Below are 13,921 nucleotides of genomic sequence, written 5' to 3' on the forward strand. Positions count from 1 at the left end.
GGATAGTGCTTAGGCGTCGCCTTAGTCCTTGGCCGGCTTGGCGGCGGGATACGCGTAGAAGCCCCGGCCCGATTTGCGGCCGTGGTGGCCGGCATCTACCTTCTGCTGCTGCAGGCGGCTGGGCCGGAACTTGGCGTCGAAATGAAATGCCTCGTACATGGCCGACGTGACCAGGTAGTTGCTGTCGACGCCGATCAGGTCCATGAGGCGGAAGGGGCCCATTCGGAAGCCGGCCGACTCCAGCAGCTCATCAATCACCTCCAGCGGGGCCACTTGCTCCTCGGCCAGCTTCAGGCCCTCCACGTAGTAGTGCCGCGCCACCCGGTTCACGATGAAGCCGGGCGCATCGGCAGCCCGCACCGGGCGCTTGCCCAGGCGCTCGGCCAGCGCGAATACCGCGTCGGCCACGGCGGGCGCGGTGGCTACGCCGCTGATAACTTCCACCAGCTTCATGATGGGGGCCGGGTTGAAGAAGTGCATGCCCACCACCCGCTCGGGGTTCGGGATGCCCGCCGCCAGCCGGGTAATGGGCAACGACGAGGTGTTGGAGGCGAAAATGCTCGTCGCCGGGTTCTGCCCGGCCAGCTGCCGGAACAGCTGCTGCTTCACATCTAGCCGCTCCACCACGGCTTCCACTATCAGTTCGGCCCGCACCTCGGCCAGCTGGTCGGTGAGCGTGAGGCGGGCCAGCGCGGCGTCGCGCTCCGCCGGGCTCAGCTTCTGCTTTTCTACCAGCTTCCCCAGCCCCGCCGCAATGGCCTGCCGGGCCTTGGGCAGCATGTCGGCGTTGATGTCGAACAGGATGGTGGGCAGCCCGTGCTGCACGCACACCTGCGCAATGCCCAGCCCCATTGTGCCCGCGCCCACCACGGCCACCGTTTCTATCTTATAAGGCTGGCTGGCGGCGGGAATGGGGGAGGGCATAGTAGTTAGACGAAAGGGGTTAGCCGAAAGGAAAGACGATAGGCGAAAAAGACCAATAAAAAAATCAGCGCAATCAGGTTAATCAGCGCAAATCAGCGATTTAGAGCAGGGACTCGAACTGTCGCAGAAAGCGCAGGTCGTTCTCGGTGAACAGGCGCAGGTCCTTGATCTGGTACTTGAGCATGGTGATGCGTTCGATGCCCATGCCCCAGGCGTAGCCCGAGTAGCGCTCGGGGTCGATGCCCGACTGCTCCAGCACGGCCGGGTCGACCATGCCGGCGCCGCCGATTTCCACCCAGCCCGTGCCCTTACAGATGTTGCAGCCCTTACCCTTGCAAATCAGGCAGGTGATGTCGATTTCGGCCGAAGGCTCGGTGAAGGGGAAGAACGAGGGCCGAAAGCGCACCTGCACGTCGTCGCCGAACAGCTCCTGCACGAAGTAGTACACCGTCTGCTTGAGGTCGGCGAAGCTCACGTTTTCATCAATGAACAGGGCCTCCACCTGATGGAACATCATGTGGGCCCGGGCCGAAATGGCTTCGTTGCGGTACACCCGCCCAGGCATGATGCTGCGGATGGGCGGCTTTTGCGCCTGCATAACCCGCACCTGCACCGGGCTGGTATGGGTGCGCAGCAGGTAGCTGGCCGGGGCCTTGGGGCCGAGACCCGCGTCCTGCGGTCCGGCAGCCACGTTTTTCACGAAAAACGTGTCCTGCATGTCGCGGGCGGGGTGGTTTTCGGGAAAGTTGAGGGCCGTGAAGTTGTGCCAGTCGTCCTCGATTTCGGGGCCCTCGGCTACGTTGAAGCCGATGCGGGCCAGAATGCGCACGATTTCCTCGCGCACCAGGCTCAAGGGGTGGCGCGTACCCAGGGCCTGCGGCACGGGCGGCAGCGTGTAGTCGAAGGTGGGGTCGGCGGGGGCGTTGCTGGTAGCGGCTTCCAGCTGCTGCTGGCGCTCGTCGAAACGGGCCTGGGCCAGCTGCTTGAGCTGGTTGAGCTCCTGGCCCACGGCCCGGCGGTCGGCGGGCTCGACGGTTTTCAGCTGGTCGAACAGGTCGGCCAGCTGGCCCTTGCGGCCGGTGTAGGCAATGCGGAACTGGTCGAGTTGTTCGGCCGTGGACAGGTCGGCGGCTTCAATTTCCGCCCGTACCCGGGCAATGGTTTCCTGTAGCATAAGGCAAAGGTAGCCTGATTGCCGATTGTGCGTTAGGGTTGGTTGAATCGATAAAAATTAATCCTTGATTACCAGTTAGATAAACATAGGCAGGGCCTGCCGCGCTACTGCTGCCGGCCGAGTTGGTACGGTTGCTGCAAAACGGCTAAGCAGCCCGCCGGTACCAGCCGGCCGTGCCGCCCCGCCACCCCGGCCAGTCGGCTTCACTCCTGACTTTCTTTGCGATGAAAAAGCTGTTTTTCGCGGCCGCTGCGGCCGCTGCCTTCCTCAGTGCGCCCCTGGCCCAGGCCCAGTCAACTACTCCCGCACCCGCTGCCAGCACTAGCCTGAACGACGCCGACGGCTGGGGCGACTGGCCCGCGCCAACTCCCGTTACCACCCCCGCTGCCGATTATGCCACTGCCCCCGGCGCTGCCGTCATCCCGGCCGATGATGCCATGATGCACTCCTCGGGCGTGCTGGTGGCGCCGGGCATGAGCTCTTCGCCCTACCGTGGCACCAGCACCGACTACAACGGCCGCCCGGTGGCCCGTCGCAAATCGTTCCGGCCACGTTCGGTACGCACCACGTCCACCGACCCGGTAATGGCCTCTTCGGGCGTGATGCTGGCCCCGGGCATGAACACGGCGCCGCACCGCGGCGTGAGCACCGACTACCAGGGCCGTCCGCTGGCCAAGCCAGCCCCCGCCGCCCCGGCCGCCGATGCTACGGCAGTTGCCGCCGGCTGGTAGGCGGCCGCATTTTTAGGAGCACAAAACAGCCGCCCTGCTGCTGTGGTGGCAGAACCAATCACCTGAAACAAAGAAAAATGGAACGATGAACGGGGCTCTTCCGTTAGGCAACATCCGGACAACGTGCGCGTTATCCGGGGACCTGACCGCCGGATTCGGTAGCCGCCAGCATTTAGGCCGCCGAAATGTGAGAAGAGTATTTCGGACCCGCGCAAGGCGCTGTATCTTTGCGTTAACAATCTGTTTAGCATCTGTTTCATGACGAATCGTCAACTAGTTCCGCTGTTGCTGCTCGGCGGCATATTCCTGGCCGCACCGGCCGTAGCGCAAAAGAAATCGGACGGCTGGGGCGACGCCGGCGACGGCTGGGGCACTCCCGCTCCGAAGAAGGCTGCTCCGGCCAAAGCGGCTAAAGCAACGCCTGCCAAGGCCGCTCCAGCCATGGCCGCTCCCGAGCCCGCCGCCCCTGCTGCGGCGGCCGCTTCTGCCGGTAGCGAGTGGGGTGGGGCCAGCGGTGCCGCTGGTACTGCCGCCGCTACCGGCCCCGTCTACGAAGAGCAGCCCATCGGGGCCAGCATTGCGCCTGGCTTCACGGCTGCGCCTTCGCGCCGCGTAACCACCGACTACCGAGGCCGCCCGCTGGCGCCCTACGTACGCCGCTCGGTACGCTCGGCCGACATTGCGCCGCCCACTATGGCTGCCCCCGCGCCCATTCTGGTGCCTGAGCCCGAGCCAATAGCCGCTGCCCCGGCTCCTATGCCCACCGCAAAACCTGCCACCGCAACGGCCGCTACGGCTGCCGGCACGAAGAACGGTGGTGCCGCCGCTACTAAAAAGGCCGCCGCCCCCGCCAAAAAAGCACCCGCCAAAAAAGCCGACGACGGCTGGGGCAGCGGTGGCAGCGGCTGGTAACAGCGGCCGGGCTACCTGCCGGCCCGGGCATTGTTTCTGCCCACTCTCTGATACAAAAAGAAACCCGCTCAGCTACTGCTGGGCGGGCTTCTTTTTGTATTGAAAGCGCGCTTAGTTAGCGCTGTCGGCCACTTCTACCAGCACGGGCTCGGCAATGGGGGTGGCGCGGTAGTAGAGGGTGCTGCAGTTTTCGGGGCGCAGCACCTCGCGGGCGGCCGCCTGCACCTGCGCGGGCGTCACGGCCTGGATTTTGGCGCTTTCCTCGTTGACTAGGTTGGCGTCGCCCAGCAGCTTGCTGAAGGCCAGACTCATGGCCCGGTTCAGCAGCTCAATCTCGCCAAACACGATGCTGACTTCGGCCTGGTTTTTCACCTTTTCCAGCTCCTCGGCGGGCACTTCGGTGGTCAGCAGCTCGGCTACTACGGCCTCTACGGCCATATCGGCCTGCTCCAGGGTGATGTCGGCGTTGAGCTTGCCGCTGATAACGAGCAGGCCCGGCTCCATCGAGCCCATCACGGAGGCCGAAAGCGAGTTGAACAGCTCCTGCTCCTTCACCAGCCGCTGGTACAAGCGGCTCGACTTGCCCCGGCCCAGCACGTCTGACAGCAAATCGGCGGGGTAGTAGCCCTCCTGGCCCCGGCCGGGCATGTGGTACACCTTGTAGAGCGCCGACAAAGGCACTTCGGCGTGGATTTCGAGGAAGCGGGCTTCTTCCTGGCGGGGCTCGGCGGGCAGCTGCCGCTCGTAGCGGGTACCGCCCGGAATGGGGCCGAACCACTTTTCGGCCAGCCGCCGGGCCTCGGCCACGGTTACGTCGCCGGCCACTACCAGAATGGCGTTGGCGGGGGCGTAGTGCTTGGCGAAGAAGGCCCGTACCTGCGCCATCGTGGCGTCTTCGATGTGGCTGATTTCCTTGCCGATGGTGGCCCACTGGTAGGGGTGGTGCTGATAGGCCAGGGGCCGCAGTTTCAGCCACACGTCGCCGTAGGGCTGGTTGAGGTAGTTCTGCTTGAACTCCTCGACCACCACCTTGCGCTGCACCTCCAGCCCGTTGTCGGAAAACGCCAGGTTCAGCATCCGGTCCGATTCGAGCCAGAAGCCGGTTTCCAGGTTGGCGGCCGGCAGCGTGAGGTAGTAGTTGGTGATGTCGGGCGAGGTGAAAGCGTTGTTCTCGCCGCCTACCAGCTGCAGCGGCTCATCGTAGCTGGGGATGTTGACGGAGCCCGAGAACATGAGGTGCTCGAACAGGTGGGCAAAGCCGGTCTGGTCGGGCGTTTCGTCGCGCGAGCCCACGTTGTAAAGCACGTTGAGCACGGCCAGCGGCGTGGTATGGTCTTCGTGCACAATGCAGCGCAGGCCGTTATCGAGGGTAAATTCTTCGAACTGAATCATAAAAAAGGAGCTACAAGCTTTCAGCGGCAAGCTACAAGCTTATGGGCGGTGGGTGGGCCGGGTCGGGGAAACCAGACCAGTCAGTCAGCAAGCTAACCAACTCGCCAAAACGGAAGTTTCGGCCGGGCCGCCGCTACAGCGTGGCGCGCACGCCCACGGCCACGGTACGGGCGGTGGGGTAGTAGCCTCTATCCAGGCCAGCCTGCCGGGGGTCGGCCTCGCCGCCGCTCACATTGGGGTCGAAGCCGCGGTATTTGCTGATGACGAGCAGATTGGTGCCGCTTACGAATACGGCCGCGTTACGTGCGCCGTGTTTCCATACATCGGCCGCGAGCGTGAGGGCGCTCAACCGGAGGTGGTTGCCTGACTGCAGCGTGTAGTTGCTGACCTGGCCGAACCTGGTGTAGCTGGCACCCGCCCGGGGTACCTGGGTGTTGGTGTTGGTCGGCGTCCACCGGTTGCGCACGCGGGTGCTGGCGTTGAAGTAGCCGGTGGGCACATCGAGCAGCGCCAGGTTGGGGTCGTACACCTGATAGCCAAACATGCCATCGACCTGAAATTGGAGGCTGAGGCGGCCATAGCGCGCCGTCTGGCTCAGGCTCAGCAGCTGCCGGGGCAGGCCCGAACCCAGGGCTTCGCGGTTCTGCGACGCAAACTGCGGGTCGCCGCTGGCATCGGGTCCCAGGTAGCGCGAGCCGTAGAACGTGGAAACGGGCTGGTCGGAAATCAGAACAAAATTGGGCCCTGGTACAAAAATCTGAATCGGGGCATCGGCTGGCCGTTGGTAGCGGTTGTGGTTGAAAGAGGCCGCGAGGCTGCTCGTGCCGCTGAGCTTGCCGGCCTGCCAGCTGGCCGCCACCGTGGTTTCCAGCCCCCGGTTCAGCAGTTCCGATTCATCGGGGCTACCTATGCCCAGCCGGATATCGGTTTCGCGCCGGTACAGGGCGGCGCTGAGCGTGAGCCGGTTCTGCCACAGGCCCACGTCCAGCCCCGCGTCGTACTGAGTGGTCAGCTCATCCAGAAACAGAAAGTAACTGCCCAGGTTGCCGCCGAGGGGTTGATTGAAACCGTGGCTGCCCGCAAAATTGCCCCGGTTGCTGGTGACTCCCCAGCCCACCCGGGCATCGAGCCGGCTGATGATGCCCCGGTCTTTCAGCCAGGCTTCCTCGCCCGCGTGCCAGCTCAGCTGGGCGGCGGGCAGGTACTGAGAGGCCTCAGAGCCGCCTAGCAGCGGCGTGGCGTTGCGCTGCCAGCTGGCCGCCACCGCGTAACGGCCGGCGTAAGTGTAGCCGACGCGGGCCGTGATGGCCTGATACTGCTGGCTGGTTTCGTAGCTGGAATAACCAAAGTCGTTGCGGCCGGGTGGGACATTAAATGGCGGCAGTCCGCCGCGGCCGAAGGTGAGCACGCTCCGGCTTTCGTCGCGCTGCCAGTGCGCGGCTTCTATAGAGGCTTGCACCGCATGCTTCCCGCCGAACGTGCGGTCGAACCGCAGGGCCGGGTTCAGCAGGCGCTGCCGGTAAGTGGCCTCGCGCTGCCTGATTTCCTGGCCATCAGTTGGAGCAGTGCTGCTTACTACGCGCGGGCCCTCGTATTCGCTGGCCTGCAGCGCATCGCGCTCCAGGGAAACCCGCAAGTCGAGCTTGAGGCCGGTTAGCAATTCAAACTGCATCTGACCGCGGGCCAGCAGGCGACGGTTGCGCGGGGTGGCGTAGTTCTGCCGGGCCCGCTGCACGGGGTTGGGGTTGTCGTAATCGGTGGCATAGTCGCCGTTGGGCGCATACACCGGTATCATGGGCAGGTAGTACAGGGCAACGGGCATGGCCTGTTGCAAGCCGGTTTGCGCCAGCCGCCGCTCCTGGGTTTCGCCATAGCTCAGGCCCGCGCTGAAATGCGCCCGCCGGCCCAGTTGCTGGTCGAGGTTGAAGCGCAGGGCGTAGCGTTGGAGGCTGGAGTTGAGCACGATGCCAGTCTGGCGCAGGTAGTCGGCGCCCAGGTAGTAGCGCGTGCCGAACTGCGTGTCGGCTGTCCCGAAGCTGCCGTCGGTGCTCAGGTGGTGCTCCTGGATGGCGGCGGTGCGCAGCAACTCGCTTTGCCAGTCGGTACCCCGGCCGAAGGCGGCGAGCTGGGCGGGCGAGTATTCGGGGTCGTAGCCGTTGTTGCGGTTGGCCTCGTTGTGTACTTCGGCCAGCTCACGGGCCCCGAGCAAGTCGTAGCGGTGGCGGGCCTGCTGCACGCCACCGTAGCCGGCGTAGTGCACGCGCGGCGCCTGGCCGGCCTTGCCGCGCTTGGTGGTGATGAGGATGACGCCGTTCTGGCCCAGAAAGCCGTATTGGCCGGTTTCGTAGGCCCCTTTCAATACCTGCACCTGCTCAACATCAGCCACCGGGATGCTCAGCAGTGGGTTGGAGCCGGCCTCGAAATTGAAGTCGGATGAGTAGGGTGAGTTGGCCTCCTGCGGCATAAAGCTGCTGAAGCGGTACTGGAACATTGGCACCCCATCGACCACGTACAGCGGCTGCACGTGGCTGTCGATGCTGGCCGCGCCCCGGATGCGCACCACCTCGCCGGTGCCGGGCGCCCCCGAGTAGGGCGTGGCCTGCACTCCGGCTACCTGCCGGAGTTGCTCCTGGAGGGGCAGGAGGGAGGGGATATAGTGTTCGGGGCATTGATTATCCAGCAGCGGCGTCTGCCCCAAAGGCCAGCAAGACTTATATATAGTCTGATCCAGAATCAATGACTTTTCAATGCACACATCTGGTAGCCGCACAGTGTCGGCTTGCTGGGCCAGGGCGGGCAGGGTGAGGGGCAGCAGGAAACTGAGGGGTAATAGTCGAACCATAGAAATGGTGGGTAGGGAAATTGGACTCTAAAGGTAGATGTGGAGCCCGCTCAGATTTCACAATCGGGCGCTAAATATTTCCCTTCCAACCCAAACCCGTACTTTTGGCCTTCCCCATCCGTTACCGGCCTCTTCGCTATGCAATTCGACCGCAAGGACTACTCCAACGACACGCTGCTGCACCTGTACCACCACCTGCTCAAGCCCCGAATGATTGAGGAGAAAATGCTGATTCTGCTGCGGCAGGGCAAGGTCAGCAAGTGGTTTTCGGGCATCGGGCAGGAGGCCATTTCGGTGGGCAGTACCCTGGCCCTGCAGCCCGACGAGTACATTCTGCCCCTGCACCGCAACCTGGGCGTGTTTACGGGCCGCGACATTCCGCTGGGCCGGCTGTTTGCGCAGTGGCAGGGCAAGGCCACCGGCTTCACCAAGGGCCGCGACCGAAGCTTCCATTTCGGCACCAACGAGCACCACATCGTGGGCATGATTTCGCACCTTGGCCCCCAGCTGGCCGTGGCCGGCGGCATTGCTCTGGCCGACGTGCTGGATGAGAAACCCCGCGTCACGGTAACCTACAGCGGCGACGGTGGCGCTTCGGAGGGCGACTTTCACGAGGCCCTGAACGTGGCTGCCGTGTGGCAGCTGCCGGTTATCTTCATCGTCGAAAACAACGGCTACGGCCTGAGCACGCCCTCCAACGAGCAGTTCCGCTTCCGCTACTTCGTGGATAAGGGCCCCGCTTACGGCATGGAGGCCGTGCAGGTAGATGGCAACAACGTGCTCGAAGTGTACGACACGGTGAAGCGCCTGGCCGAAGACCTTCGCCAGAACCCGCGCCCCGTGCTGCTGGAGGCCCTCACCTTCCGGATGCGCGGCCACGAAGAGGCCAGCGGCACCAAGTACGTGCCCCAGGAGCTGTTCACCGAATGGGCCCAGAAGGACCCGGTGGAAAACTACGAAAAGTGGCTGCTGGCAGAAGGCATCCTCGACGAAGAAGCCCGCATGCGCTACCGCGAAACCATCAAGCGCGAAATCGAGGAGGGCCTCAAAGAAGCCGACGCCGCCCCCGTGCCCACCCCCGACGCCGCCCGCGAGCTGGCCGATATGTACGCTCCGGCTGGCGAGTTGTCAGTTGATAGTGGTCAGTTGTCAGCTTCAGAAGAAGACTCATTGACGAACAACCAGCCACTAACAACTGACAACGACCAACTGACAACAAAGCCAGCCACCGAAAAACGCTACATCGACGCCATTTCCGACGGGCTGCGGCAGAGCATGGAACGGTTTCCGGAGCTGGTGCTGATGGGGCAGGACATTGCCGAGTACGGCGGCGTGTTCAAGATTACCGACGGTTTTGTGGCGCAGTTCGGCAAGGGCCGGGTGCGCAACACGCCGCTCTGCGAGTCGGCCATTGTGGGCGCGGGACTGGGGCTGAGCATCCGGGGCAAAAAGGCCATGGTGGAGATGCAGTTCGCCGATTTCGTAACCTGCGGCTTCAACCAGATTATCAACAACCTGGCGAAAAGCCACTACCGCTGGGGCCAGAACGCCGACGTGGTGGTGCGCATGCCCACCGGCGCCGGCTCGGCCGCCGGGCCCTTCCACAGCCAGAGCAACGAGGCCTGGTTTACCCACACGCCCGGCCTGAAGGTGGTGTTCCCGAGCAACCCGCACGATGCTAAGGGCCTGCTCTGCGCTGCCCTGGCCGACCCCAACCCCGTCCTGTTTTTTGAGCACAAGCTGCTCTACCGCAGCCTCTCGGGCCCCGTGCCCGACGCCTATTACACCACGCCCATCGGGCAGGCGGCGCTGGCCCGCGAAGGCCACGAAATGAGCATCGTCACCTACGGCGCGGGCGTGCACTGGGCCCTGGCCCTGGCCGACGAGCTGAACCTCGACTGCGACATCCTGGACCTGCGCACGCTGCTGCCCTGGGATGAGCAGGCCGTGCGCCGCACCGTGGAGAAAACCGGCCGCCTCATTCTGCTGCACGAAGACACCATGATTGGCGGCCTGGGCGGCGAAATAGGGGCCTGGGTGGCCGAAAACTGCTTCAACAGCCTCGATGCGCCCATTATGCGGGTAGCCTCGCTCGATACGGCCGTACCCTTCGCGCCTACGCTGGAGCAGGATTTCCTGCCCCGCCAGCGCCTGCGGGCCGCCGTGGAGAAAATGCGCAGCTATTAATTCTCAGCCGAATGAAGCATTTTTCTGTTCGGGGCCGCTGGCTGGGGATGCTGGGCCTGGCCGCCACGCTGCTGCTGGCGCCCGCCTGCCAGCGCCACCCCTACCGCATCCCCGACCCCCAGGGCCCGCCCCAGCCCAAAGTCAAGCGCACCGCGGGCGGCAACGAGTCGGCCGACGGGCGGGCGCTGGACGTGGAGCGCGAAGCCGTGCGTACCAAAAAGAACGTGCTCGACAAAAAAACCGGGCTCGTGAAAAAGCCCAAGCTGGAGCGGCGGCGGCTGAAGCGCAAAACCGACCAGCGTAAGTTTCTGGGCATCCCGTGGCCCTTCTGATTGCTCGTACTGCCTGATGCTCCGTAGTAGAAGGAGCCGGGGCCGGTGTGCTGCAGAATGCGTAGCTTTCCGTAGTGCCGGCGGCCCCGCGGCCCAGGCTGTTCGCTTACCTTTTATCGCCCGAAACTATGCGTTATCTGTTGATTGGGGCTCTGCTGCTAACCTTGGCGGCCACCGACGCCCGGGCCCAGCTGGAATCCAGCAGCCCGGCCAGCCAGCGGGCCGCCAGCCGCAAGGCCCTGCGCGATGCCCGCAAAGTGGAGGCGCGCTACAAGGAGTCGCACCTGACGGTGCGCAAAAAGGAGTTGCGCATGCAGGCCGGCGGCCGGCTGGCCGCGCTGCCACTACCCGCCGGGCAGCCCGACTATAAGTTCGACCGCGACGGCACGCCCCGCGTAAGTGAACAATCGAAGGTGCATTTTCGTCTTCGTCGTAAGAAGCCCAACGCGGCCCCGGTGCAGTAGCACCGTTTTGTTCTGTTTTACTCCCCCTCTATGACCCCCTGGCAACCCCTTACCCAAGCCGAACAGCTTTCCGAAATCGTCCGCGAATCGGCCGACCAGCCGGTTATCGTGTTCAAGCATAGCACTACCTGCTCCATCAGCGCCATGGCTAAGAGCAAGATCGAGCGGCAGTGGGCCGATGCCGACCTCGACAATACCAAGCTCTATTACCTCGATTTGCTGAGCTACCGCCCCATCTCGCAGGAGCTGGCCCAAAAGTTTCAGGTGCAGCACGAGTCGCCCCAGCTACTGCTCATCCAGGACGGCGAGTGCACCTACCACGCCTCCCACAACGGCATCCGCCTGAGCGACGTGAAACAGAAGGTGAAATAGGGAGAAGCCAACGAGAAAAAGGCCCTGTCATGCGGAGCGGAGTCGAAGCATGACAGGGCTTTTCTCCCCATCTCCTTACTCATAAGAAAACTGAACCTGCTGCTTTATTTCGGGGTTTAAGCTGAGCGCTACCGGGCAGGTTTTAGCAGCGCGTTCGAGCAGGGTGCGCTCCTTTTCGGGCAGCGCGGCCGGCAGCCGGAACGTCAGGTCAATCTGGCCGATGCGGCGCGGGTCGCTGAGCATGTGCTTGGTCGTGTCCCAGGTGGCGCTGGTCAGGTCGAGGCCGTGGCGCTCAGCCACGATGCCCATAATGGTCATCATGCAGGCGCCCAGGGCCGCACATACCAGGTCGGTGGGCGAAAACGCTTCGCCCCGGCCCTGGTTATCGGTGGGGGCATCCGTCAGGATGGTGTTGCCCGAGGCGGTATGGGTGGCTTCGGTGCGCAGCTGGCCGGCGTAGCGGGCGGAAATGGTGCTCATAAGAAACAGGTAAACAGGCGAAGTATGCGGGCTAATTTACGTACTTTCGAAGGGGTTGGCGGCCAGCGGCAGCCGGGCCCGTCGTTTTTCACTCGTCCTTCTATGCATCTTCGACCCGTACGTACCGCTGCCTGCCTGGCCGGCGGCCTGCTGCTGGCCTTATCCGCTGCCCCGCGGGCCCAGGCCCAGCGCCGGGATCAAGCCCGCCCCGCCGACCAATCCCGCACTTCGGCCCCGGCCCGCTCCGCCGAGCAGCCCGGCACTTCGGCCCCGCGCAAAGCGGCCCCGCCGGCCCGGCCCGGCATCAGCAGCGACCAGCCTTCGTACCGCAAGGAGTTCACCTACGGCCTCAATTTCAACACCCGCGGCGGCCTGATTGGCGGCGCCAGTGTCCGCTCTACCCACCTGCTTACCCAGGACTGGTCGCGGTTCTGGAGCATTGAGGTGGTGGAGATAAAGCACCCCAAGGAGGTGAAGGAGCCCTCGGCCAACGGCTCGTTTGTGCTGGGCAAGAGCAACTATTTCTACTCCGTTCGGCCCTCGGTGGGGTTGCAGCGCGTTGTTTTCCGGAAGGCCCCCGATGCCGGCGTACAGGTAAATGCCTCGCTTAGCGGCGGCCCATCCATCGGCCTGCTGATGCCCTACTACATCAGCTACCTTTATTCCGACCCGAACAGTGCCTCGGCTGTGGATGTGCGCGAAGAGCAGTACGACCCGGCCATTCATACCCAGCTCGACCGGATTTACGACCGCGCCCCGCTGTTTAAGGGTATCGGCGACACCAAACCCATTATCGGGGCGCACGTGCGCGGAGCCCTCAACTTCGAGTTTGGCCGCTACCGCGACGCCGTAACCGGGGTAGAGGTGGGTGCGCTGGTGGAAGCCTACAGCAAAACCCCGGTTATCATCCGCAACCGGCTCACCGACGACAAGTCCATCAACGACCAGTTTCTGCCCTCCGTGTACCTGACCGTTTACCTGGGCAGCCGCAACTGATAACCGCCCCAAACGGGCCCGCTACGAGCATAAGGGATAGAAGCCGAAACAACCCGGTCTTTTATCCCTTATGCTTTTAGCGCTCCTGCCTTATCCTCATTCCCATTCCTCGTACCTTTGTGCCATGGATGATCTGTTGCTGACTCTGCCTATTATTCAGCCCGAAGCTGCTGCCCCCACCAAGGCCCGCAAGCCCGACTGGCTGCGTGTGAAGCTTCCCGTAGGCCCGGCCTACGCCAATGTGCGCCGCCTCGTCGATGAGCACAAGCTGCACACCATCTGCGAAAGCGGCAACTGCCCCAACATGGGCGAGTGCTGGGGCGCCGGTACCGCCACGTTCATGATTCTGGGCAACATCTGCACCCGCTCGTGCTCGTTCTGCGCCGTGGCCACCGGCCGCCCCTCCGAGCTCGACCTCGATGAGCCCCGCCGCGTGGCCGAGGCCATTCAGCTCATGGGCGTCAAGCACGCCGTGCTCACCAGCGTCAACCGCGACGAGCTGAAGGACCGCGGGGCCAGCGTGTGGTACGAAACCGTGGTGCAGACCAAGCAGCTCAGCCCCGCTACCACCATCGAAACCCTGATTCCGGACGTGAAGGCAAACTGGGCCGCCCTCGATACCATGATTGCCGGCGGCCAGGAAGTGGTGTCGCACAACATGGAAACCGTGGGCAGCCTCTACCGCCTCGTGCGCCCTCAGGGCAAGTACGACCGGAGCTTGGAGCAGATCCGGCGCACCAAGGAGGCCGGCAAGCGCACCAAGTCGGGCATTATGCTGGGCCTGGGCGAAACCAAGGACGAAATGTACCAGGCCATGGACGACCTCGTGGCCCACGGCCTCGACATCCTCACGCTGGGCCAGTACCTGCAGCCCACCAAGCGCCACATCGAGGTAGCCGAGTTCATCCACCCCGACCTGTTTGCCCACTACCGCGAAGAAGGGCTGCGCCGGGGCCTCAAGTACGTGGAAAGCGGCCCGCTGGTGCGTTCCAGCTACCACGCCGAGCGCCACGTTAACGTGCCCATCTAAGCCGGGCTGCCAATCCGCAAAAGCTAAAAAAAGCCCGCTCTTCGAAACGAAGAGCGGGCTTTTTGTTATTTGAAAGCTGGGCCGT

At 63.9% G+C, this 13,921-nt stretch carries 13 protein-coding genes; 8 read left to right on the forward strand and 5 right to left on the reverse strand.

Features of this window, described 5'->3' with window-relative positions; translation table 11 throughout:
• Positions 1 to 21: 21 nt before the first annotated feature.
• Both BMY67_RS15575 and pheS read right to left on the reverse strand, forming a co-directional pair.
• Complete coding sequence (locus tag BMY67_RS15575; RefSeq protein WP_092773287.1) at positions 22 to 924, reverse strand: 3-hydroxyacyl-CoA dehydrogenase NAD-binding domain-containing protein; 903 nt, start codon at positions 922 to 924, stop codon at positions 22 to 24.
• A gap of 100 nt (positions 925 to 1,024) precedes the next feature.
• Entirely contained in the window at positions 1,025 to 2,098 is a 1,074-nt protein-coding gene (gene pheS / locus BMY67_RS15580) for a phenylalanine--tRNA ligase subunit alpha (protein ID WP_092773289.1), read from the reverse strand.
• Between the two features lie 224 nt (positions 2,099 to 2,322).
• On the opposite strand from pheS, the gene BMY67_RS15585 reads away from it, so the two are divergent.
• On the forward strand, positions 2,323 to 2,829 hold the full coding sequence (locus BMY67_RS15585; RefSeq protein ID WP_092773291.1) for a hypothetical protein: 507 nt from the start codon (positions 2,323 to 2,325) through the stop codon (positions 2,827 to 2,829).
• Between the two features lie 258 nt (positions 2,830 to 3,087).
• Entirely contained in the window at positions 3,088 to 3,741 is a 654-nt protein-coding gene (locus tag BMY67_RS19380; protein ID WP_177189865.1) for a hypothetical protein, read from the forward strand.
• Positions 3,742 to 3,852: 111 nt separating this feature from the next.
• On the opposite strand, the gene BMY67_RS15595 is transcribed toward BMY67_RS19380, so the two are convergent.
• Positions 3,853 to 5,133, reverse strand: coding sequence for a M16 family metallopeptidase (locus tag BMY67_RS15595; RefSeq protein WP_092773296.1), 1,281 nt, complete (start codon positions 5,131 to 5,133; stop codon positions 3,853 to 3,855).
• Positions 5,134 to 5,266: 133 nt separating this feature from the next.
• Entirely contained in the window at positions 5,267 to 7,975 is a 2,709-nt protein-coding gene (locus tag BMY67_RS15600) for a SusC/RagA family TonB-linked outer membrane protein (RefSeq protein WP_092773298.1), read from the reverse strand.
• Positions 7,976 to 8,113: 138 nt separating this feature from the next.
• On the opposite strand from BMY67_RS15600, the gene BMY67_RS15605 reads away from it, so the two are divergent.
• The 4 genes from BMY67_RS15605 to ytxJ all read left to right on the forward strand — a co-directional run bounded on the left by BMY67_RS15605 (position 8,114) and on the right by ytxJ (position 11,330).
• The gene (locus tag BMY67_RS15605; protein WP_092773300.1) at positions 8,114 to 10,162 is read left to right on the forward strand and encodes an alpha-ketoacid dehydrogenase subunit alpha/beta; all 2,049 of its coding nucleotides are present in this window, start codon (positions 8,114 to 8,116) and stop codon (positions 10,160 to 10,162) included.
• 11 nt (positions 10,163 to 10,173) lie between these two features.
• Positions 10,174 to 10,494, forward strand: coding sequence for a hypothetical protein (locus BMY67_RS15610; protein ID WP_143069860.1), 321 nt, complete (start codon positions 10,174 to 10,176; stop codon positions 10,492 to 10,494).
• 128 nt (positions 10,495 to 10,622) lie between these two features.
• Positions 10,623 to 10,958 (forward strand): hypothetical protein, encoded by a 336-nt coding sequence (locus BMY67_RS15615; RefSeq protein ID WP_143069861.1) that lies wholly within the window; start codon positions 10,623 to 10,625, stop codon positions 10,956 to 10,958.
• 30 nt (positions 10,959 to 10,988) lie between these two features.
• Positions 10,989 to 11,330: a bacillithiol system redox-active protein YtxJ gene (ytxJ, locus tag BMY67_RS15620; RefSeq protein WP_092773306.1), complete on the forward strand. Its 342-nt coding sequence runs from the start codon at positions 10,989 to 10,991 to the stop codon at positions 11,328 to 11,330.
• 75 nt (positions 11,331 to 11,405) lie between these two features.
• Here ytxJ and BMY67_RS15625 read toward each other — a convergent pair whose 3' ends face one another.
• Positions 11,406 to 11,810, reverse strand: coding sequence for an OsmC family protein (locus BMY67_RS15625; protein ID WP_092773308.1), 405 nt, complete (start codon positions 11,808 to 11,810; stop codon positions 11,406 to 11,408).
• 102 nt (positions 11,811 to 11,912) lie between these two features.
• On the opposite strand from BMY67_RS15625, the gene BMY67_RS15630 reads away from it, so the two are divergent.
• Together BMY67_RS15630 and lipA are read left to right on the forward strand one after the other, a co-directional pair.
• Complete coding sequence (locus tag BMY67_RS15630; protein WP_092773310.1) at positions 11,913 to 12,806, forward strand: hypothetical protein; 894 nt, start codon at positions 11,913 to 11,915, stop codon at positions 12,804 to 12,806.
• Positions 12,807 to 12,942: 136 nt separating this feature from the next.
• Positions 12,943 to 13,836: a lipoyl synthase gene (lipA, locus tag BMY67_RS15635; RefSeq protein WP_092773603.1), complete on the forward strand. Its 894-nt coding sequence runs from the start codon at positions 12,943 to 12,945 to the stop codon at positions 13,834 to 13,836.
• The last annotated feature ends 85 nt before the right edge of the window (positions 13,837 to 13,921 follow it).

Origin of the sequence: Hymenobacter actinosclerus (assembly GCF_900111515.1) — a bacterium.
Lineage (GTDB): Bacteria > Bacteroidota > Bacteroidia > Cytophagales > Hymenobacteraceae > Hymenobacter > Hymenobacter actinosclerus.